The sequence below is a fragment of the Cronobacter sp. 153480017-3 genome (assembly GCF_053627815.1).
The window spans coordinates 216,303-236,505 of the sequence record NZ_JBSEYN010000004.1 but is presented as its reverse complement, the minus strand read 5'-3'; the positions used below and the strand labels follow the sequence as shown (position 1 = coordinate 236,505).

General features: G+C 57.4%; 18 protein-coding genes, 1 tRNA gene and 1 other RNA gene. 10 read left to right on the top strand and 10 right to left on the bottom strand.

All coding sequences use genetic code 11. The annotated features are described in order from the left end of the window. Nucleotides 1-161 precede the first annotated feature (161 nt). Nucleotides 162-872 (top strand): DUF3053 domain-containing protein, encoded by a 711-nt coding sequence (locus tag ACUW6V_RS11855; protein WP_105608633.1) that lies wholly within the window; start codon nucleotides 162-164, stop codon nucleotides 870-872. A gap of 64 nt (nucleotides 873-936) precedes the next feature. Here ACUW6V_RS11855 and ghrB read toward each other — a convergent pair whose 3' ends face one another. The 5 genes from ghrB to ACUW6V_RS11830 form a co-directional block, all read right to left on the bottom strand. Then, nucleotides 937-1,911 (bottom strand): glyoxylate/hydroxypyruvate reductase GhrB, encoded by a 975-nt coding sequence (gene ghrB, locus ACUW6V_RS11850; RefSeq protein ID WP_004387605.1) that lies wholly within the window; start codon nucleotides 1,909-1,911, stop codon nucleotides 937-939. Between the two features lie 70 nt (nucleotides 1,912-1,981). Then, the gene (locus tag ACUW6V_RS11845; protein ID WP_014727840.1) at nucleotides 1,982-3,262 is read right to left on the bottom strand and encodes an MFS transporter; all 1,281 of its coding nucleotides are present in this window, start codon (nucleotides 3,260-3,262) and stop codon (nucleotides 1,982-1,984) included. Between the two features lie 165 nt (nucleotides 3,263-3,427). Next, nucleotides 3,428-4,369, bottom strand: coding sequence for a sugar kinase (locus ACUW6V_RS11840; protein ID WP_454038384.1), 942 nt, complete (start codon nucleotides 4,367-4,369; stop codon nucleotides 3,428-3,430). 2 nt (nucleotides 4,370-4,371) lie between these two features. After that, entirely contained in the window at nucleotides 4,372-5,121 is a 750-nt protein-coding gene (locus tag ACUW6V_RS11835) for a sugar phosphate isomerase/epimerase family protein (protein WP_054625518.1), read from the bottom strand. A 112-nt stretch (nucleotides 5,122-5,233) separates the two neighbouring features. Continuing rightward, nucleotides 5,234-6,253 carry a LacI family DNA-binding transcriptional regulator gene (locus tag ACUW6V_RS11830; protein WP_454038383.1) on the bottom strand — a complete coding sequence of 340 codons (1,020 nt, stop codon included), beginning with the start codon at nucleotides 6,251-6,253 and terminating at the stop codon, nucleotides 5,234-5,236. 200 nt (nucleotides 6,254-6,453) lie between these two features. Between ACUW6V_RS11830 and zinT the strand changes: the two genes are divergently transcribed. Continuing rightward, nucleotides 6,454-7,092 (top strand): metal-binding protein ZinT, encoded by a 639-nt coding sequence (zinT, locus tag ACUW6V_RS11825; RefSeq protein WP_097577969.1) that lies wholly within the window; start codon nucleotides 6,454-6,456, stop codon nucleotides 7,090-7,092. Between the two features lie 46 nt (nucleotides 7,093-7,138). Here the strand turns inward: zinT and ACUW6V_RS11820 are convergent, their stop codons facing one another. Beyond that, on the bottom strand, nucleotides 7,139-7,801 hold the full coding sequence (locus ACUW6V_RS11820) for an OmpA family lipoprotein (protein ID WP_004387610.1): 663 nt from the start codon (nucleotides 7,799-7,801) through the stop codon (nucleotides 7,139-7,141). Nucleotides 7,802-7,979: 178 nt separating this feature from the next. Between ACUW6V_RS11820 and ACUW6V_RS11815 the strand changes: the two genes are divergently transcribed. Beyond that, nucleotides 7,980-10,313 carry a molybdopterin guanine dinucleotide-containing S/N-oxide reductase gene (locus ACUW6V_RS11815; protein WP_054625516.1) on the top strand — a complete coding sequence of 778 codons (2,334 nt, stop codon included), beginning with the start codon at nucleotides 7,980-7,982 and terminating at the stop codon, nucleotides 10,311-10,313. Here the strand turns inward: ACUW6V_RS11815 and ACUW6V_RS11810 are convergent. Further along, nucleotides 10,282-10,722 (bottom strand): N-acetyltransferase, encoded by a 441-nt coding sequence (locus ACUW6V_RS11810; protein WP_007895598.1) that lies wholly within the window; start codon nucleotides 10,720-10,722, stop codon nucleotides 10,282-10,284. The genes ACUW6V_RS11815 and ACUW6V_RS11810 overlap by 32 nt on opposite strands. Then, nucleotides 10,719-11,282, bottom strand: a complete 564-nt coding sequence (locus ACUW6V_RS11805; protein ID WP_054625515.1) for a DNA-3-methyladenine glycosylase I — start codon at nucleotides 11,280-11,282, stop codon at nucleotides 10,719-10,721. The genes ACUW6V_RS11810 and ACUW6V_RS11805 overlap by 4 nt, the downstream gene beginning before the upstream one ends. 156 nt (nucleotides 11,283-11,438) lie before the next feature. Here ACUW6V_RS11805 and ACUW6V_RS11800 point away from each other — a divergent pair, with 156 nt between their 5' ends. From ACUW6V_RS11800 to ACUW6V_RS11775, 6 genes are all read left to right on the top strand, one after another. Further along, nucleotides 11,439-12,068, top strand: a complete 630-nt coding sequence (locus tag ACUW6V_RS11800; protein ID WP_454038382.1) for a lipase — start codon at nucleotides 11,439-11,441, stop codon at nucleotides 12,066-12,068. Nucleotides 12,069-12,224: 156 nt separating this feature from the next. Then, nucleotides 12,225-13,427 carry an L-lactate MFS transporter gene (locus ACUW6V_RS11795; RefSeq protein WP_097641523.1) on the top strand — a complete coding sequence of 401 codons (1,203 nt, stop codon included), beginning with the start codon at nucleotides 12,225-12,227 and terminating at the stop codon, nucleotides 13,425-13,427. A gap of 118 nt (nucleotides 13,428-13,545) precedes the next feature. Further along, a complete protein-coding gene (locus ACUW6V_RS11790; RefSeq protein WP_004387614.1) occupies nucleotides 13,546-13,977 on the top strand; it encodes an organic hydroperoxide resistance protein in 432 nt (143 codons plus the stop codon). Nucleotides 13,978-14,190: 213 nt separating this feature from the next. Continuing rightward, on the top strand, nucleotides 14,191-15,870 hold the full coding sequence (eptB, locus tag ACUW6V_RS11785) for a kdo(2)-lipid A phosphoethanolamine 7''-transferase (protein ID WP_004387615.1): 1,680 nt from the start codon (nucleotides 14,191-14,193) through the stop codon (nucleotides 15,868-15,870). 91 nt (nucleotides 15,871-15,961) lie between these two features. Then, a tRNA-Pro gene (locus tag ACUW6V_RS11780) sits at nucleotides 15,962-16,038 on the top strand. A gap of 36 nt (nucleotides 16,039-16,074) precedes the next feature. After that, nucleotides 16,075-16,210: non-coding RNA, RtT sRNA (locus ACUW6V_RS11775), on the top strand. 56 nt (nucleotides 16,211-16,266) lie between these two features. Here the strand turns inward: ACUW6V_RS11775 and ACUW6V_RS11770 are convergent. After that, complete coding sequence (locus tag ACUW6V_RS11770; protein WP_454038381.1) at nucleotides 16,267-16,725, bottom strand: lysozyme inhibitor LprI family protein; 459 nt, start codon at nucleotides 16,723-16,725, stop codon at nucleotides 16,267-16,269. Beyond that, a complete protein-coding gene (locus tag ACUW6V_RS11765) occupies nucleotides 16,715-17,644 on the bottom strand; it encodes a peptidoglycan-binding protein (protein WP_454038380.1) in 930 nt (309 codons plus the stop codon). Before ACUW6V_RS11765 ends, ACUW6V_RS11770 begins: the two co-directional genes overlap by 11 nt. 757 nt (nucleotides 17,645-18,401) lie before the next feature. Between ACUW6V_RS11765 and dppA the strand changes: the two genes are divergently transcribed. Then, a complete protein-coding gene (gene dppA / locus ACUW6V_RS11760) occupies nucleotides 18,402-20,009 on the top strand; it encodes a dipeptide ABC transporter periplasmic-binding protein DppA (RefSeq protein ID WP_012126310.1) in 1,608 nt (535 codons plus the stop codon). Nucleotides 20,010-20,203 lie beyond the last annotated feature (194 nt).

Below are 20,203 nucleotides of genomic sequence, written 5' to 3'. Positions count from 1 at the left end.
GCAGGCTGGCGGCCCTTTTTTACGCACGGCGCGCTGCCTTTCGCATAATCGCTTTTGCAGCGCAATAAAGGGTATCCTGCGCGGCGCGTCTGAACTATCCTTGTGGGCGTTGAAGCACACTGGCAGTGGTGTGCGCGTTGATGAGTGAAAGGAGCAAAAAAATGGCGACAGGTAAGTCCTGCTCTCGCTGGTTCGCGCCGCTGGCGGCGTTGTTAATGGTATTCAGCCTGAGCGGGTGTTTTGATAAAGAGGGCGACCAGCGCAAAGCGTTCGTCGATTTTCTGCAAAACACGGTAATGCGTAGCGGCGAACGTTTGCCGACGCTGACCGCCGATCAGAAAAAACAGTTCGGTCCGTTCGTTTCCGACTATGCCATCCTTTACAGCTACTCTCAGCAGGTGAACCAGGCGATGGACGCCGGCATCCGCCCGGTAGTGGATGGCGTAAACAGCATTCGCGTGCCGCAGGATTACATGACCCAGCGTGAAGCGCTGCGCCAGGCCAACGGTTCGCTGGGCGTAATGAGCCAGCAACTGCAGAATGCGAAAATGCAGGCGGACAGCTCTCACGCGTCGCTTAAGCAGGCAGATGATCTGAAGCCGGTATTTGATAAAGCTTATGAAAAAGTGGTAACCGGCCCGGCTAACGCGCTGCAGCCGCTGATCCCGGCCGCGCAGACGTTCACTCAGCAACTGGTGCAGGTCGGTGATTTCATCGCGCAGCAGGGCACGCAGGTGGGCTTTGCGGCTAACGGCATCCAGTTCCCGACGTCGCAGCAGGCGAGCCAGTATAACGCGCTGATAGGCCCGCTCGCCGCGCAACATCAGGCCTTCACCCAGGCTTACACGGCCGCGACCAACGCGATGCAGTGAAAAAAAACGGCTCTTATGAGCCGTTTTTTATTGTGACGCTAAACCACTTCTCCGGAGGTGGTTTTTACTTCACCGCCTTCGGATTCACGCAGTTCTGCGACACGTCGCCATTAAGCGCGTTGATAAGGTTATCGACCGCGCAGGCGGCCATGTTGTAGCGCGTCTCGTGAGTGGCGGAGCCGATATGCGGCAGCGCCACTACGTTCTTCATCGTCAGCAGTGGAGAGTCTTTCGAAAGCGGCTCCTGCTCGAACACATCCAGCCCGGCCGCGTGGATCTCACCGCTTTGCAGCGCGGCAATCAACGCGTTTTCATCCACCACCGGCCCGCGGCCTGCGTTGATGAAAATCGCCGATTTCTTCATTTTGCGGAACTGTTCTGCGCCAATCATGTGATGCGTCTCGTCGGTGAGCGGCAGAATGACGCACACGAAATCCGATTCGGCGAGCAGCGTATCCAGGTCACAGTAGCGCGCGTTAAAGCGCTCTTCCGCCTCGCTGTGATGGCGACGGGCGTTGTAGAGAATCGGCATGTTAAAGCCGAAATGCGCGCGCTGCGCCAGCGCGAGACCAATACGACCCATGCCGACGATGCCCAGCGTTTTGTGGTGAACGTCGCAGCCGAACCAGTCCGGGCCGATGCTGCCGGTCCATTCGCCCGCTTTAACCCGCTCCGCCACTTCGAGTGCGCGGCGCGCGGTCGTCAGCACCAGCGTCATCAGCGTATCGGCGACCGTTTCAGTCAGCACGGTAGGCGTGTGCATCAGCGCTATCTTTTTTGCGCTCAGCGCGTCCACGTCGAAATTGTCATACCCCACGGAAACCGTCGAGGCGGCGCGAAGCGCGGGCATTTTCTCAAGCAGCGCCGCGTCTACCTTTTCGCTCGAACCCAGCAGCCCCTGCGCCTCGCTAAATGCGCTGGCATGAGCCTCAATGGTCTCCGGGCTCAGATCTGGCACGCGGGTCACGTTGAAGTGGCTCTCCAGGCGGGCAAGCAAATCGTCAGGCAGGGATTTGTAGAGAATGACGGACGGCTTCATGCAGGTCTCCAGCTTTTGAACAAAACAGAAAGAATAGACAAGCGGACGGCATCACGCCGCCCGCAGCGTGTTACGCGTGGCGCGCGCCCACCGGCAGCTGTTGGCTGGTGGCCGGTTTGACTATCAAAGTGAGCCACACCGAGGCGAAAAGCGCCACCCCCATAAAAATGTATGAGGCAGACGGGTTGCCGGTTGCGCCGTTAAGATAGCCGACCACCCAGGAGCCGACGAACGAGCCGAGCGCGCCCATGCTGTTGATAAGCGCCATCGCGCCGCCGGCCACATTCTTCGGCAACATCTCCGGGATAATCGCAAAGAACGGGCCATACGGGGCATACATCGCGGCACCGGCAATCACCAGCAGGGTGTAAGACGCCCAGAAATGGTTCGCGCCGAGCGCCCAGGAGCCGATAAACGCCAGCCCGCCAATCAGCAGCAGCGGCCAGACGAACAGCTTGCGGTTCTGCATCTTATCGGAGGCCCAGGAGACGATAATCATGGCGATGGTCGCGGCGAGATAGGGCACCGCGGAGAGCCAGCCCACTTCCACCATGCCCATGTTTTCACTGCCGCTGCGGATGATCGACGGCAGCCACAGCACAAAGCCGTAAACGCCGATGCTCCATGCGAAATACTGCGCGCACAGCAGGATAACGTTACGTGAGCGGAAGGCTTCGCCGTAATTGCGCACCGCTTTAATGCCTTCCTGCTCTTTATTCAGTTGCGCCTGCAGCGCCGCTTTCTCGTCATCCGCCAGCCACTTCACCTGCGACGGTTTATCCTTCACCAGCGCCCACCAGCAGAACGCCCAGACAACCGCCGGGATGCCTTCGATAATGAACATTTCACGCCAGCCGAACGCCTGAATGAGATAGCCCGAAACCACCGACATCCACAGCACGGTGGCCGGGTTACCGAGGATCAGGAACGTGTTGGCGCGCGAACGCTCAGACTTCGTAAACCAGTTGCTGATGTAAATCAGCATGGCGGGCATGACGGCGGCTTCCACCACGCCAAGGATAAAGCGGATCGCCGCCAGCATCGGGATATTGCTGACCACCCCGGTCAGCGACGCGCAGCCGCCCCACAGAATCAGGCAGATGAAAATGAGTTTACGCACGCTGCGGCGCTCGGCGTAAATCGCGCCAGGGATCTGGAAAAAGAAGTAGCCGAGAAAGAACAGGGCACCCAGCAGCGATGAAATGCCTTTGGTAATGCCGAGATCGTCATTAATACCAGCCGCCGAAGCGAAACTGAAGTTTGCGCGATCGAGGTACGCCAGGCTGTACGTGATAAACACGACCGGCATGATGTACCACCAGCGTTTTGGAGCGTTAGTCGGACTTTTCATCGTATTCCCTCTATGGTTGAGGTGGATGCGTCTCGTCGGTGTAGGGGACGACGGAAGCTGTTCATACTAGTGATGTTTGGGTGAGGTTTTCCTCATGCCCGCCCTCTCTCAAAGGAGAGAGGGAAAACTCGTCTTGTGATGTATCGCCTTAAAAAACCTGAAGACTTATGACTCGCCAAGCTGCGCGCGAGTCGGCAGCCCTTCGCTGTCGCCCTGAACCTGGATGGCCAGCGCGCCGATTTTGTTACCGCGGGTCGCCGCCTCGCGCAGCGTTTTACCTTCCAGCAGCGCGCTTATCACGCCCACCGCAAAGCCATCGCCCGCGCCTACCGTATCGACTACGTTTTCGACCTTCACCGCCGCCACCGTACCCTGCTCGCCGCTGGCGCTCTGATACCAGGCGCCGTCAGCGCCTGTTTTGATAACGACCGCTTTCACGCCGCGCGTCAGGTAGAAATCGGCAATCCCTTCCGGGCTGTGCTGGCCGGTCAGGATCTGGCCTTCTTTCAGACCTGGCAGCACCCAGTCCGCCATGCAGGCGAGCTGGTTGAGTTTCTCTGTCATCTCCGCCTCGCTTTTCCACAGCACCGGGCGCAGATTCGGATCGAAGGAGATCGTCTTGCCCTGGGTTTTCATGGCGCGCGCCGCGTGATCCAGCAGTTCATACGACGTCGGGGAAAGCGCTGCTGCGACGCCGCTCAGGTGCAGGTGACGGGCGCTGTAAAACAGCGGGGCGTTAAAATCTTCGCCGCTCAGATGGCTTGCGGCGGAGCCTTTGCGGAAATACTCCACGCTGGGATCGGTTCCATCGGTAACTTTCGATTTCAGCTGAAAACCGGTCGGGTAGCGGTCGTCGATCGTCACGCCGCGCGTGGCGATGCCCTCTTTTTCGAGCTGATTCAGGACGAAGCGGCCAAACGAATCGTTGCCGACGCGGCTCACCCAGCTCACCTGTAATCCGAGACGCGCGAGACCGGTGGAGACATTCAGCTCCGCCCCCGCGACGCGTTTAAAAAAGTGTTCTACCTGCGCCAGATCGCCGGGCTCGGTCGCGACAAACATCGCCATCGCTTCGCCGATGGTAATCACATCCAGTGGCTGTTCCATGTTCACTCCTCGCGCAGCAGGTTGACGTAATGGCGGGTGACGGCGGTCAGGTCGCGCCCTTCCAGCGGAAACTCAATGCCGCGCGGCGCGTCCGGCGGCAGCATATTCAGTAGCGTGCGCCAACGCGGTCCGGCGTCATCCAGCGCGATGGCGCGATAGTGGTAGTGATGCGCGGTGGCGGCTTTGACATGGATATAGCTGACGCCTGCGCAAAGCGCGCGGGCGGCTTCTTCCGGCGCATCGTCCACCCACAGCCAGTTGGCCATGTCGAACGTCAGGCGGACGGGAAGATTGAGCGTTTTGCTGGCGGCGAGAAAGCGGCGCATCGGTTCCAGGCGGCCACATTCGGTCTGATCGTTTTCCACGACCAGCGCGACGTCGCTTAGCGCCAGAAGACCCGCCAGCGGCTCCGCCTGGTGCGGATGGCTGAAATGCCCAAGTGAGAGCTTGAGCCAGCGGGCGTTGAGTTCGTGAGCTTCTGCCAGCAGCGAAGGCAGGCGCGCGTTGATTTTACCGTCGTGTTCAAACAGCGGTTCGGGTGCTGAATAGCAGGCTTTCAGGTGATGAGAGGCGATCGCCTGCGCCAGCGCGGGCAGGGTGTCGATCTCCACGGGATCGAGCAGTTCGCGGCGGATCTCCACGCCGTCAGCGCCTGCGCCTGCGATGATCGGCAGTACGGCCTGCTGGCCGCCGAGGGCTTTGATTTTGTCGTTACCGTAAGCCGCGGTGACGACGATAATTTCTCTCTCCATTAACTTCTCCGGAGTGATTACATCTGCATAACATAATTAATACGCTAGATGGAACCGGTTCCAAAGAGAAGTCCAGGATGGTGAATTTATGATCGGGGTCACGAACCGTCGTTCAGCGCGCCGTCGAGCCGCGCACGATAAGCTCGCCGGAGAAAACCTGCTCCCGTACCGCCTGCGCCTGGCCCTCGATGCGCCTGACGACTTGCTCCAGCGCGGCGTAGCCAATCTGCCAGGTCGGCTGTTTCAGCGTGGTGATCCCGACGCCCGCCAGCTCCGCCCACTCCAGCTCGTCAAAGCCGAGCAGGCCGATGTCGGCGCCCCAGTTCAGCCCGATACGCTTAAGCGAGCGCGCCACCTGGAGCGTCAGCGCGCCATTGGCGGAAATGACCGCTTTGCGCATTCCGCGAAAACGAGTGTGGAAGTGGCGCAGGGTGTTGTCGAGATGATCCGCCTCGTGCAACGGCGTTTCGGCATTTTCCGCGACGACGCCAGGGTAGCGGGCGGCGGTAGCGCGAAAAGCGGTCAGGCGCTCGCGGCGGGTATTTACCGTCCCGAGCGGCTCGCTTAAGAACAACAGCGCCTCAAAGCCCTGTTCGATAAGATGTTCCGTGGCGGTGGTCGCCGCCTGGGTGTTGTCGAGCCCGACGACATCGCAGGCGAAATCGGGGATTTTACGGTCAATCAGCACCATCGGCAGCGCCGACTGTTGCAGCCGGTTCAGCCCCTCTTCGCGCATGCCGACCGCGTTCACCACGATGCCTTCCACCTGATAGCTATGCAGGAGATCCAGATAATGCAGCTCCTGATCGAGCTCGTTATTGGTGTTACAGACCAGCGGCGTAAAGCCTTTCTCCCGACAGGCCGCCTCAATGCCGCTTAATACATTGACCGAATAGGGGTTGGTGATATCGGCGATGATCAGGCCGATTAACCGTGTACGCCCACGCTTCAGGCCGCGCGCCATCTGGTTAGGTCGGTAATCGAGCTGTGCGATGGCCTGCTCAATGCGCGCCAGCAAAGCGTCGGAAAGCAGATGTTTTTCGCCGTTCAGGTAGCGGGAAACGCTGGTTTTTCCGGTTTTCGCGGCGCGGGCGACGTCGCTAATGGTGGGGCGTGGCGCTTTGGTGGTCATGAGGCTTCCTTCTCAGGCTAAAACACCGGCGGGGCAGGTGACTGTTTTTATTATTAGATTATTTCGGTGGCTGTCGTAAAGCAGGCGTTTGCGTGACGGGCATAACTGGCACCCGTGATTTTCCGGCTCTCAATGTGTGGCATTGTTATTTATTATGTTATAACGTATCAATTTATAATTAACACAGGAGAGTGACAGAGATGAAGAAGTTAGCCTTATTACTGGGAATGGGGCTTCTGCTGGCAAGCGCTCAAAGCGCGGCGCACGGACATCACCACGGCAAGTCGTTGACGGAGGCGGAACGCCAGGCGAGCGAAGGGGTGTTCAACGATAAAGATGTCAAAGACCGCGCGCTTAGCGACTGGGACGGCGTCTGGCAGTCGATCTATCCGTATCTTATGAGCGGCGATCTCGATCCGGTGCTGGCGAAAAAAGCGAAGGAAGGCGGTAAAACCGTTGAAGAGTATCGCGCGTATTACAAAAAAGGGTACGCCACGGATGTTGAAATGATCGGCATTGAAAACAACGTGATGGAGTTTCACGTTGGGCAAACCGTGAACGCCTGCGCGTATAAATATAACGGCTATAAGATTTTGCAGTACGCCTCCGGCAAAAAAGGCGTGCGCTACCTGTTTGAATGCACCGACAGCGCGTCAAAAGCGCCGAAGTTTGTGCAGTTCAGCGATCACACCATCGCGCCGCGTAAATCCGCGCACTATCACATTTACATGGGAAACACATCCCATGAGGCGCTGCTGAAAGAGATGGATAACTGGCCAACGTACTATCCGTACCAGTTAAGCAAAGCGCAGGTGGTGGATGAAATGCTGCACCACTAAGGTGTGAAGCAGCCTCATCGGGCTTTCCCGATGAGGCTGTCGCCCGTTACTGCAGCGGGCTTAAGGTGATTTCCACGCGACGGTTCTGCGCTTTACCTTCTTCGGTGCTGTTGCTGGCGACCGGGTTCGCCGGGCCCATGCCGCTGGTGCGGATGCGGTTAGCGGCAACGCCCTGAGTGATGAGCGCGCTGGCGACGCTTTCCGCGCGCTGCTGCGACAGCTTCATGTTCAGCGCCTGTCCGCCGGTGCTGTCGGTGTAGCCCACCACGTTTACCGCGGTTTTCGGGTACTCTTTCAGCACCATCGCCACGCCGGTCAGCGTATTCGCGCCCGCCGGTTTCAGATTCGCCTGGCTGCTGTCGAAGGTCACGTTGTTCGGCATATTCAGGATGATGTTATCGCCGCTGCGGGTGACGCTCACGCCGGTGCCCTGCATTTTCTGACGCAGTTTCGCTTCCTGCACGTCCATGTAGTAACCCACGCCGCCGCCGAGCGCTGCGCCCGCCGCCGCGCCAATCAACGCGCCTTTGCCGCGATCTTTTTTCGACGAAGAAAGCACGCCGACGCCCGCGCCCACCAGCGAGCCAATGCCCGCGCCAATGCCGGATTTACCCGCTTCGCGTTCGCCGGTGTAAGGGTTTGTGGTGCAGCCTGAAAGGGCCAGTGCGCCGCTGACCATCGCGGCCACAAAAATGATGCGTTTTTTCATCGCATATCCTTATTCAATTTAATTCTGGTTCGCCTGGAGTGGCGGAGGTTGATTATGACGGGGGAATGTGATGAAAATTCCGGGAAGTGTTCTGATTTTTTATCCATAACGAATCGAGCGGCGACAAAGTAGCCATACTCACGCCGCCTCATCTGCAAACGCCAGTCAGGAGCCCGTTTTGGCTAACCCATCTGCTTTAAAACGCATCATTACCGCCGCCCACTGGGGGCCCATGGTTGTCGAGACCGACGGTGAAACCGTGCTCTCTTCTCAGGGCGCGCTGCCGACGCGCCACCCGAATTCCCTGCAAACCGCCGTACCGGACCAGGTGCACAGCAAAGCGCGCGTGCGCTATCCGATGGCGCGTAAAGGGTTTCTCGCCTCGCCGGATAGCCCGCAGGGCGTGCGCGGGCAGGATGAGTTTGTGCGTATCAGCTGGGACGAGGCGCTGCGTCTGATTGACCAGCAGCACCGGCGCATTCGCGAAAGCTACGGCCCGTCGTCGATTTTCGCAGGCTCCTACGGCTGGCGCTCCAACGGCGTATTGCATAAAGCCGCCACGCTGCTGCAACGCTATATGAGCCTCGCGGGCGGCTACACCGGTCATCTGGGCGATTACTCCACGGGGGCCGCGCAGGTGATCATGCCGTATGTGGTGGGCGGCAACGAAGTCTATCAACAGCAGACCAGCTGGCCGCTGGTGCTGGAGCACAGCGATGTCGTAGTGCTGTGGAGCGCTAACCCGCTCAACACGCTGAAAATCGCCTGGAACGCCTCTGACGAGCAGGGCATCGGCTATTTCGAGAAGCTCAAAGAGAGCGGAAAAAAGCTTATCTGCATCAACCCGATGCGCCCGGAAACCGCCGATTTCTTCGGCGATCGCATGGAATGGATTGCCCCGCACATGGGCACCGACGTGGCGCTGATGCTCGGCATCGCCCATACGCTGGTGGAAAACGGCTGGCAGGATGACGATTTCCTTAACGCCTGCACGCACGGCTACGCGCAGTTTGCGGCCTACCTGACCGGCGAGCGCGACGGCACGCCGAAAGACGCCGACTGGGCGGCGGCGATTTGCGGCGTCGATGCCGCAACCATCCGCGAGCTGGCGCACCTGTTCAGCCAGAACCGCACCATGCTGATGGCGGGCTGGGGCATGCAGCGCCAGCAGTATGGCGAGCAGAAACACTGGATGCTGGTGACACTCGCGGCGATGCTCGGCCAGATTGGCCTGCCGGGCGGCGGCTTCGGGCTCTCTTATCACTTCGCCAACGGCGGCAACCCGACGCGACGCGCAGCCGTGCTGGCCTCAATGCAGGGCAGCGTGGAAGGCGGCGTTGACGCGGTCGATAAAATCCCGGTGGCGCGCATTGTCGAGGCGCTGGAAAACCCCGGCGGCGAATACCCGCACAACGGACAGCAGCGCATTTTCCCGGATATTCGTTTTATCTGGTGGGCGGGCGGCGCTAACTTTACGCACCACCAGGAGACGCACCGACTGATTAAGGCGTGGCAGAAACCGGAGCTGGTGGTGATTTCCGAATGCTTCTGGACGGCGGCGGCGAAGCACGCCGATATCGTGCTGCCGGTGACCACCTCGTTTGAGCGCAACGACATGACCATGACCGGCGACTACAGCAACCAGCATATGGTGCCGATGAAGCAGGTTGTGCCGCCGCAGTATGAGGCGCGTAACGATTTCGATATCTTCGCTGAACTGTCGGAGCGCTGGGAAACCGGCGGGCGGGCGCGTTTCACCGAAGGCAAAAGCGAGCTGGAGTGGCTCGAAACCTTCTACAACATCGCCCGCGAGCGTGGCGCAGCGCAGCAGGTGACGCTGCCGGATTTCGCCGATTTCTGGGAGGCGAATCAGATAATCGAGATGCCGGAGAACCCGAAAAATGCCGAGTTTGTGCGTTTTGGCGCGTTTCGTGACGATCCGGCGGCCAACCCGCTCAGCACGCCGAGCGGGAAAATCGAGATCTACTCAGAGCGCATTGCCCGCTTCGGCTATGCCGACTGCCCGCCGCACCCGACCTGGCTTGAGCCAGACGAGTGGCACGGCAACGCGCAGCCGGACGAGCTGCAACTGCTCTCATCGCACCCGGCGCACCGTCTGCACAGCCAGCTTAACTATTCATCGCTTCGCGAGCGCTATGCCGTGGCCGGGCGCGAGCCGGTGACGCTGCATCCGGACGATGCCCGCAAGCGCGGCATCGCCCACGGCGATCTGGTGCGGGTGTGGAACGCCCGTGGCCAGGTGCTGGCGGGTGCCGTGGTCACGGACGGCATTAAGCCTGGCGTGATTTGTCTGCATCAGGGCGCGTGGCCCGATTTTGACTGGAACCAGCAGGGGCTTTGTAAAAACGGCGCGGTGAACGTGCTGACGCGCGATATCCCGACCTCGCGGCTCGGCAACGGCTGCGCGGCGAACTCCTCGCTGGTGCGCGTCGAGAAATACCGCGGGCCCGCGCCGGACGTTACGGCGTTTGATCCGCCTGCCAGCGCATAATCCAGGTCGGGTGGCCGGTCTCTTCCTGCCACGCGCTCTCTTCAATACGAAACCCCCGGGCGTGATAGAAATTCACCGCCCGGGTGTTTTTCTGGTAGACCTCAAGATTCAGGGTATCGTACTGCGACTGCACATGCGTCAGCAGGGCGGTGCCGATGCCTGTTCCCTCGCAGTCAGGCGCCACAAACAGCGCGCCGATAAAATTTTCATGCATCACGCTGATAAACCCGCGAAGCGTACCGCCGTTTTCGTCCACCCACGTGCAGGCACCGGGCAGATAGACGTCACGCACAACGGGCAGACTGGCGCGCCAGTAATCAGGCTGAATGAACGGATGTCCGGCGGTGGTGCTCGCAAGCCACAGCGAAAGGATGGCGTCGCGGTCAGAAGGCCGCTGCGCGCGGATCATGACCGGTTCTCCGGGTGGCAGCCGCAGCCGGCGAGATGATCGTTCACCAGCCCGCAGGCCTGCATGAAGGAGTAACAAATCGTCGGGCCGACAAACTTAAAGCCGCGTTTTTTCAGCGCTTTCGAGAGCGCCTGCGCCTCGGGCGTCGTCACCGGCACCTGCGCGAGCGTCTGCGGGGAGTTCACTTTCGGCGCGCCCCCGACGAATGACCAGACAAATGCTGAAAAATCTTCCCCCTGCGCCTGCATGGCGAGATACGCCCGGGCGTTGGCGATAATGGCTTCGATTTTACCGCGATGGCGAATAATACCTGGCTCCTGTACCAGCGCGTCGACGTCTTCTGGCCCCATCTGCGCCACCACGGCGGGCTCAAAACCATGAAAACAGCGGCGGTAGTGCTCGCGTTTTTTCAGCACGGTAATCCACGACAACCCCGCCTGCTGGCCTTCGAGACAGATCATCTCAAACAGCGTGTGGTTGTCTTTCTGAGGTTCTCCCCACTCTTCATCGTGGTAGGCGAGATAAAGTGGATCCTGAGTGACCCATCCGCAACGTTCCATCCTGCATTCCCCTCGTTTTAACAGGCACCCTGGCGATTTTCGAAAGCGGCTTGACGTGGCAAATAAAGAGACAATAGTTAATTCAGGGTTACTCGCACATCCGCTAATAACGCCAATAAAAACTGCCGGAACCGGCTCTCTTCTGGAGTCGCTTTGATGATGATAACTATCTCTGAACGCCATGCGTTACGACGCGCGGCGGTGCTGTTGTGGTCTCTGGTTTTTACCCAGGCGGCACACGCCTGGCAACAGGAATATATCGCTGTTGACCCCCAAAGTAACACTTCTGAACGTTATACGTGGGACAGCGATCGCACACCGAGTTATGACGAGATCCTGGCCGAGCGCGTAGCGCAGACGCAGCGCGACGAGGCGGCGATGCCGGCAGGCCTGAACCTGTCATGGCCGCTGCCGGTGGTCGCTCGCCCGGTGGCGGGCTGGCGGCGCGAAGCCGACGGCCTGCCTTTACAGGATAACGGTGCCAGCGCGGATAACGCCTACTGGCATGCGAGCGTTGGCTCACTCGGCTGGCGGCTCGATTCGCGTCTCGGCACGCTGCGCCCGTGGGCGCAGGTGAGCTATAACCAGCAGCATGGCGATCCGCTATGGAGTATGCAGCCGCTGCTGCCTGGCAGTCAGTACGGCTCGTGGATGGATGTTTCGGTCGGCGCGGATATGCCGATTAACAAGCATCTCGCGGCATGGGCGTCGTTCTCTCAGGCGGAAGGGCGGCTTAGCGACAACGACGCGCAAATGTACAATCTCGGGCTCAGCGCCACCTTTTAGGGCGTGCTATTCGCGCCCGTTCAAGGCCATCCATGCCTTCGCCGCGGCAGTTCATTCCGCCTCTGCGGCAACTCATACCGTTTTCCCCCGAAAAAGTAGGGGTTTCGCTATCGTTGCAGGTAGTGAAGCTTTCTTCTTATCAGTGGGACAACAACCATGAGTATTTCCATCCATTCGCGTACCCGGTGGCTCACCCTGGTGGGCACGATTATTACCCAGTTCGCGCTGGGTTCGGTCTATACCTGGAGCCTGTTTAACAGCGCTCTGTCGCAAAAGCTTGATGAGCCGGTAAGCCAGGTGGCGTTCTCCTTCGGGCTACTGAGCCTGGGGCTGGCGCTGTCGTCGTCGGTCGCCGGTAAACTGCAGGAGCGTTTCGGCGTGAAACGCGTGACGATCGCCTCTGGCGTGCTGCTGGGGTTAGGGCTGGTGCTCACCTCTCACGCCAGCAACCTGATGATGCTCTGGCTGAGCGCGGGCGTGCTGGTGGGGCTCGCGGACGGCGCCGGTTATCTGCTGACGCTCTCTAACTGCGTGAAGTGGTTCCCGGAGCGCAAAGGGCTTATCTCCGCGTTTTCTATCGGCGCGTATGGTCTCGGGAGCCTCGGTTTTAAATTTATCGACAGCCATCTACTGGCGTCCGTCGGGCTTGAGCGCACGTTTGTTATCTGGGGCGGCATGGTGATGGTGATGATTATCGGCGGCGCGCTGCTGATGAAAGACGCGCCGAATCAGCCTGCGCGCACCGGCAACAGCGCGGGCGAAGGCGATTACAGCCTGGCCGAATCGATGCGTAAACCGCAGTACTGGATGCTGGCGCTGATGTTCCTGACCGCCTGCATGAGCGGCCTGTATGTGATTGGCGTGGCGAAAGATATCGCGCAGGGCATGGTGCGCCTTGACGCCGCCACCGCCGCGAACGCGGTTACCGTGATTTCCATTGCCAACCTGACCGGCCGCCTGGTGCTCGGCATTCTCTCTGACAAAATGCCGCGCATTCGCGTCATTACGCTCGGCCAGGTGGTCTCGCTGGTGGGGATGGCCGCGCTGCTTTTCGCGCCGCTCAATGAAATGACCTTCTTCGCGGCTATCGCCTGCGTGGCGTTTAATTTCGGCGGCACCATCACGGTCTATCCGTCGCTGGTCAGCGATTTCTTCGGCCTGAACAATCTGGCGAAAAACTACGGCGTGATTTATCTGGGTTTTGGGATCGGCAGCATCTGCGGATCGATTATCGCCTCGCTGTTCGGCGGCTTTTACGTCACCTTCTGCGTTATCTTCGCGCTGCTGATTGTCTCGCTGGCTATCTCCACCACCATTCGCCAGCCGCGCCGCGAGGCCTGGGAACACGCCCGCGCCTGATGTCCTTTTGCCGCCGCGCTCTGCGGCGGCACTTTCCCCGAATGTTCTCACTTTCTCCCCAGTTCGCTCAGACGTTCTATGCTTACTAGCTGTGATTGCCAACACAAAGGAGAACAAGATGTCCTTAGAAAAAGTGGTTTATCGCGCAAAAGCGAAAGCGACGGGCGGCCGTGATGGCCGTGCGACGTCCGATGACGGCGTGCTGGACGTGAAACTCGGCGTGCCGAAAGAGATGGGCGGCCAGGGCGGTCAGGTGACCAACCCGGAACAGCTTTTCGCCGCGGGCTATTCGGCCTGCTTCCTGGGCGCGCTGAAACATGTCGCCTCCCAGGAGAAAAAGAAAGTCCCGCAGGATGCCTTTATTGAAGGTCAGGTAGGGATTGGGCCGCTGCCGACCGGTTTTGGGATCGAAGCCCAGCTGGATATTCATCTGCCGGGCATGGACCGTGCAGAAGCCGAAGCGCTGGTGCAGAAAGCCCACATCGTGTGCCCGTACTCCAATGCGACCCGTGGCAACATTGACGTTAAACTGAACGTCATCACCGACTAACCGGTTGTCCCGTTCCGTAAAATGCGGTTCCGGCCTCATATTTTTGTAAATAGGAGCCGGGCCGCTCTAAATGCCCGCACTTTTTCCCGTCGCTGTGGTCTACTACCCCGCGCCTGAGATAAGAATCGCCTGATTCCCTCAGCGTTGTCACGTATACATTATTTTTTCATTTTTTGGGGAACGGGTTTCACACCTGTTTGCCGGGCGGCTTGCATGAAATACATCCTCTCGATGACCCAACAGAAACTCAGCGTTCTGCTGGCGGTTTACATCGGTCTGTTTTTTAACTGTGCGGTTTTATATCGTCGTTTCGACGGGTATGCGCAGAATCTTTCCTGGGTTAATGGCGTGTCGATGGTCGTTGAACTGGTGGCCACGGTGCTCGTCACCTTCTTCCTGCTGCGTGTGTTGTCGCTACTGGGGCGGCGCGTCTGGCGCGTGCTGGCGTCACTGGTGGTGCTGTTCTCTGCCGCGGCAAGTTATTACATGACGTTTATGAACGTGGTGATTGGCTACGGGATTATCGCGTCGGTAATGACGACCGATATCGATCTCTCGAAAGAAGTGGTCGGCTGGCAGTTCATCGCGTGGATGATTCTTGTGTGCATCGTGCCGCTGACGCTTATCTGGGGCAACCGTTGCCGCGATACGCTGCTGCGTCAGCTACGTACCCGCGATCAGCGCCTGAAAAGCGCGGCGGTGGTGATTGTGGCGGGCCTGCTGGTCTGGGCACCGATTCGCCTGCTGGATTTGCAGCAGAAAAATGAAGAGCGCACGTCTGGGGTTGATATGCCAAGCTACGGCGGCGTGGTAGCAAACTCCTATCTGCCGTCAAACTGGCTTTCCGCGCTGGGGCTGTATGCCTGGGCGCAGGTCGATGAATCCAGCGATAACAAATCGCTGCTGAACCCGGCCAAAAAGTTTACCTGGCAGGCTCCGCAGGGTATCGATGACACTTACGTTGTGTTTATCATCGGCGAAACCACGCGCTGGGATCATATGGGCCTGCTTGGCTACGACCGTAACACCACGCCGAAACTCGCCCAGGAGAAAAACCTGGCTGCGTTCCGTGGTGAATCGTGCGATACGGCGACCAAACTCTCGCTGCGCTGCATGTTTGTTCGTGAAGGCGGCGCGGATGACAATCCGCAGCGCACGCTGAAAGAACAGAACGTATTCGCGGTGCTTAAACAGCTGGGCTTTAGCTCGGATCTGTACGCGATGCAGAGCGAAATGTGGTTCTACAGCAACACGATGGCGGACAACATCGCCTACCGCGAGCAGATCGGTGCTGAGCCGCGCAACCGCGGTAAGCAGGTGGATGACATGCTGCTGGTGGAGGAGATGAAAAACTCGCTGGCGGGGCACGATAAGGGCAAACACCTTATCATTCTGCATACCAAAGGCTCTCACTATAACTATGTGCAGCGTTATCCAAGAAGCTATGCGCGCTGGCAGCCGGAGTGCATGGGCGTCGATTCAGACTGTAGCCGTCAGGAGTTGATTAACGCCTATGATAACTCGGTGCTGTACGTCGACAGCTTTATCTCCGATGTGATCGACCAGGTTCGCAATAAGAAAGCGATTGTGTTCTACGCCGCGGATCATGGCGAATCGATCAATGAGAAAGAGCACCTGCACGGCACGCCGCGCAATGTCGCGCCGCCGGAACAGTTCCGCGTGCCGATGATGGTCTGGATGTCCGACAGCTATCTGGCCGATCCGCAGCACGCGCAGGCGTTCGCGCAGCTTAAACTGCAGGCAGAGCAGAAGCGCCCGCATCGCCATGTTGAGCTGTTCGATACCATTATGGGCTGCCTCGGCTATCAGTCGCCGGACGGCGGCATCAACCAGAATAACAACTGGTGTCATGTCCCTTCTGCCGCAAAATAGCCATATCGCTGGCTTTTCAGCCGATCGACAGGCTTTTTTAAAGTAAGGGATTGACGGGAATTAGGGTGCGCAGTAATATGCGCCCCGCATTCGGTGATTGGCGCAGCCTGGTAGCGCACTTCGTTCGGGACGAAGGGGTCGGAGGTTCGAATCCTCTATCACCGACCAAATTTAGAAAAGCCCTGCTCATTGAGCAGGGCTTTTTGCTTTCCGGCGTCTGAGAGGATGAGAACCTCCGGGGGCAGGGAGGTTCGACCCGAGCGCAGCGAGAGAGCGTTGCGCAAGCAACGACCCGTAGGGCGAAGCCGCAAAGCGGCGAGTTATCCTCTGGCACCGACCAAATTTAGAAAAGCCCTGCTCATTGAGCAGGGCTTTTTGCTTTCCGGCGTCCGGCCCTCAGGGCTGCACCTGCGCCATTAATGCTTTCAGCTCGTCGATACGCGCCTTATTCATATTGATTTCGCACTGGGTGGATAGAACCCAATAGTTGGGGGTTTTAGCACTAATCTGTGAACTGGCCACCTGACAAAACAGGGCCTTATGTTTTTCCCATGCCGCCTGATCGTTTTTCAGCGCATTGGCTGTATCTACAACGATTTGTGAATCTTCATCCTCGTAATCCGCATTAGCCTCCAGCCAGTCTTCCGACTGTACCTGCTTCAGCGCCGCCGCCAGCGTCTGTTGTAGCGCCTGCTCCGTTTGCTTGCGCTGCCTCTCAAGACATCGCGTTCCGGCGGCATAATCCGCACTCTTCGCACATATCTTTGCTGCCTCTCCATAAATGATGGACGAGGCAGCAACGCAGGTGGTCGGTTGCAACAGAAAGGGCAGAAAAAAAATTAACTTATAACCCATTGATATATTGCAACCTTTTTAAGTTTCTTCCGTGCGAGTTCATCTGAGCGCGATCTGTTTTCAGATATAAACGCACCGATTTCAGATCGTCGAGTAAAATCAACCGGGCAAATTCACCTGCTGACTCACATCCCTGATACAAACTATCGATGTATATATCTTTTAATCTGACACGCATCTTTTCCCAGCTTATGGCAGACATCATTCTCGCTTTGCGTCCATTAAAGATCCTTTTCGCCTCGGAAATATAAAATTGTATGGCAATTTCAAACAGTCTTAGCTGTTGCTGGTGCGTAATTTCACCGAAAAGCGGCCCATAAACTTTCACGAAACTGGCAGCCTCTCGTCCTTTCAGAAAAGCAGCTTTAGATGCCAGAATGGACTTGTATTCTTCTATCCCTGCCTGTCTTAGCGTTGCAAAAATTTCACCTGAGCTTCGCTTTCCCATATCGTAGCCACGTCCAAGCGTAACGCCAGAAGCAGCAGAATGCGGCCAGTGTAAGATGCGTGAGAACCAGGGATAAGGGTGCGGACGGAAAGGATCGGTGGCTGTAATATAATCCGTCCCTTCATTGTCAAAAGTAAATTGTGCTTCCCGTACATGTAGCGGCCCGGAAGTAATCCGTGGACGCCACTCGGGTTGGCTGGCATTTTTTAATGCTTCAATGAACCATTGATCAAATGGCTGTACCAGGCCTGATCGGGACAGTGTTAACAGACGTTGATACCAGATAATGGCTTCTTTGGTTTCGTTGTTGCATATGCCGTCCACTTTTAAGGAACGCCCTGTCGCTGTCTGATAGCCAGCTTTCATCATCAATTCTTGTAGCGCTTTTACGTCATCAGCATAATTTACGCCGCAAACGCCTACCGATGATTGCAAGCGCAGCACGCGTGGCTCATGAAAATTCCTTTTCATATACCTCAATACCTTTTGTCAGTTCGTAAGGGTTTCCATTTTTTGTCGACACGGCAGAGATGTGGCGAATGTCTCAGGCGTGACGCGTTAAAGAAACCAGAGCTGAAATCGTATTAAAGAGGCCCCCCATAAAACCGTAAGCGGCCAAAGGTTATTGCTTTTCACTCCCACATTCAGACTCTGTTCCAGGGAATACCTGAATAAAGTCTTCACCCGCTTAATTCGTTAATCTTATTTAGCTTCGATTTTCCCGCGCGAACGCGATTCTGTGACATATTTCATTGAAAATAGTTATGAAACATCCCGCATACTTTCCGCTCTGCTTATATATTGCCTCAGCATTTTTTGCTGCATGGCTAACAAATCGCGCCATAAACCGTTCATAAGTTCGCCACAGGGCCAGAAATTTTGCATTAAGCGGATAAAACATAAGCGCTGGATGTTACAAAATATCAAGATGATTATTCTGCGAGTGGCGGCGTAGCATAAATTTCCGTGCTGAAAACATGCCCATGAGGTTTTTTTAATCTTTGTTTGCCGTTTCTCAACCCGGTTGTAAATCCCGGATAGCTGTATTGACGTTTGCGTGTTCTGTTGACAGATTGTAGGGCGTGAGGGTCATTTTACGGACAATCTGTACTGCAACTCAGTCTCCCTTGCGAAAGGAATCCCCAGCCTCACACTTAACGATCGGACCGGGCAAAAAATAAAAAAGGTCTGACGGAAAACACAACACCTATCACATTGGAGCAGAAGAATGAGTATTTCCTTGAAGAAGTCAGGGATGCTGAAGTTTGGTCTGAGCCTGGTGGCTATGACCGTCGCCGCAAGCGTACAAGCCAAAACCCTGGTTTACTGTTCAGAAGGCTCGCCGGAAGGCTTTAACCCACAGCTCTTCACCTCTGGTACTACCTACGACGCAAGCTCTGTGCCTATTTACAACCGTCTGGTTGAATTTAAAACCGGCACTACGGAAATTATTCCGGGCCTCGCGGAGAAATGGGACGTCAGCGAAGATGGCAAAACCTATACTTTCCATCTGCGTAAGGGCGTGAAATGGCAGGACAATAAAGATTTCAAACCGACGCGCGAATTTAACGCCGATGACGTCGTGTTCTCGTTTGATCGTCAGAAAAACGATCAAAACCCGTACCACAAAGTCTCTGGCGGCAGCTACGAATATTTCGAAGGCATGGGCCTGCCGACGCTGATTAGCGAAGTGAAAAAAGTCGACGACAATACCGTTCAGTTCGTGCTGACGCGCCCGGAAGCGCCGTTCCTGGCCGATATGGCGATGGACTTCGCGTCGATTCTTTCTAAAGAATACGCAGACAACATGTTGAAAGCCGGTACGCCGGAGAAAGTCGACCTGAACCCGATCGGCACCGGTCCGTTCCAGCTTCAGCAATACCAGAAAGATTCCCGCATTCTGTATAAAGCGTTCCCGGGCTTCTGGGGCACCAAACCGAAGATTGACCGTCTGGTCTTCTCCATTACGCCGGATGCGTCCGTTCGTTATGCCAAACTGCAGAAAAACGAGTGCCAGGTGATGCCGTACCCGAACCCGGCGGACATCGCGCGCATGAAGCAGGACAAGAGCATCAACCTGATGGAGCAGGCGGGCCTGAACGTGGGCTATCTCTCCTTCAACACCGAGAAGAAGCCGTTTGACGACGTGAAAGTGCGTCAGGCGCTGACCTACGCGGTGAACAAAGACGCCATCATCAAAGCGGTTTACCAGGGTGCTGGCGTTGCCGCGAAAAACCTGATCCCGCCGACCATGTGGGGCTATAACGACGACGTGAAGGATTACACCTATGACGTCGAGAAAGCCAAAGCGCTACTGAAAGAAGCGGGCCAGGATAAGGGCTTCACCGTTGAGCTGTGGGCGATGCCGGTACAGCGTCCGTATAACCCGAACGCGCGCCGTATGGCCGAGATGATCCAGGCTGACTGGGCGAAAATCGGCGTTCAGGCGAAAATCGTGACCTACGAGTGGGGCGAATACCTGAAACGCGCCAAAGCAGGCGAACACCAGGCGGTGATGATGGGCTGGACCGGCGACAACGGGGATCCGGATAACTTCTTCGCTACCCTGTTTAGCTGCGACGCCGCGAAAGATGGCTCCAACTACTCCCGCTGGTGCTACAAGCCGTTTGAAGATCTGATCCAACCGGCGCGCGCGACCGATGACCACAACAAACGTATCGAGCTTTACAAACAGGCTCAGGTCGTGATGCACGATCAGGCGCCGGCGCTTATCGTCGCGCACTCCACCGTGTATGAGCCGGTGCGTAAAGAAGTCAAAGGCTACGTGGTCGATCCGCTGGGCAAACACCACTTCGAAAACGTCTCCGTTGAATAATTAAAACCGTCAGGGGCGCCTGAGCGCCCCGTGTCCGGCGACGCTGCGCTTATATCGGTCTACACTTGCAGACCGGGCAAGCGCAGCACACCCGGCAGCAGTGCTTTATTCCCTCGCTGAAAGGAGAGGGAATGAGATTTGTGAGCAATACAGACCACATCCCCTGGTTGTGCGTCATTACAGAGAATCCGGGT

Bases quoted from the DNA above. Each gene is read 5' to 3' on its own strand.
- ACUW6V_RS11810 (WP_007895598.1), bottom strand. From the start codon at position 10,722: ATGATCCGCGCGCAGCGGCCTTCTGACCGCGACGCCATCCTTTCGCTG.
- ACUW6V_RS11820 (WP_004387610.1), bottom strand. From the start codon at position 7,801: ATGAAAAAACGCATCATTTTTGTGGCCGCGATGGTCAGCGGCGCACTG.
- ACUW6V_RS11790 (WP_004387614.1), top strand. From the start codon at position 13,546: ATGTCCTTAGAAAAAGTGGTTTATCGCGCAAAAGCGAAAGCGACGGGC.
- ACUW6V_RS11845 (WP_014727840.1), bottom strand. From the start codon at position 3,262: ATGAAAAGTCCGACTAACGCTCCAAAACGCTGGTGGTACATCATGCCG.
- ACUW6V_RS11835 (WP_054625518.1), bottom strand. From the start codon at position 5,121: ATGGAGAGAGAAATTATCGTCGTCACCGCGGCTTACGGTAACGACAAA.
- ACUW6V_RS11765 (WP_454038380.1), bottom strand. From the start codon at position 17,644: ATGAAAAGGAATTTTCATGAGCCACGCGTGCTGCGCTTGCAATCATCG.
- ACUW6V_RS11855 (WP_105608633.1), top strand. From the start codon at position 162: ATGGCGACAGGTAAGTCCTGCTCTCGCTGGTTCGCGCCGCTGGCGGCG.
- ACUW6V_RS11795 (WP_097641523.1), top strand. From the start codon at position 12,225: ATGAGTATTTCCATCCATTCGCGTACCCGGTGGCTCACCCTGGTGGGC.
- eptB (WP_004387615.1), top strand. From the start codon at position 14,191: ATGAAATACATCCTCTCGATGACCCAACAGAAACTCAGCGTTCTGCTG.
- ACUW6V_RS11840 (WP_454038384.1), bottom strand. From the start codon at position 4,369: ATGGAACAGCCACTGGATGTGATTACCATCGGCGAAGCGATGGCGATG.
- zinT (WP_097577969.1), top strand. From the start codon at position 6,454: ATGAAGAAGTTAGCCTTATTACTGGGAATGGGGCTTCTGCTGGCAAGC.
- ACUW6V_RS11805 (WP_054625515.1), bottom strand. From the start codon at position 11,282: ATGGAACGTTGCGGATGGGTCACTCAGGATCCACTTTATCTCGCCTAC.
- ACUW6V_RS11800 (WP_454038382.1), top strand. From the start codon at position 11,439: ATGATGATAACTATCTCTGAACGCCATGCGTTACGACGCGCGGCGGTG.
- ACUW6V_RS11830 (WP_454038383.1), bottom strand. From the start codon at position 6,253: ATGACCACCAAAGCGCCACGCCCCACCATTAGCGACGTCGCCCGCGCC.
- ACUW6V_RS11770 (WP_454038381.1), bottom strand. From the start codon at position 16,725: ATGGGTTATAAGTTAATTTTTTTTCTGCCCTTTCTGTTGCAACCGACC.
- ghrB (WP_004387605.1), bottom strand. From the start codon at position 1,911: ATGAAGCCGTCCGTCATTCTCTACAAATCCCTGCCTGACGATTTGCTT.
- dppA (WP_012126310.1), top strand. From the start codon at position 18,402: ATGAGTATTTCCTTGAAGAAGTCAGGGATGCTGAAGTTTGGTCTGAGC.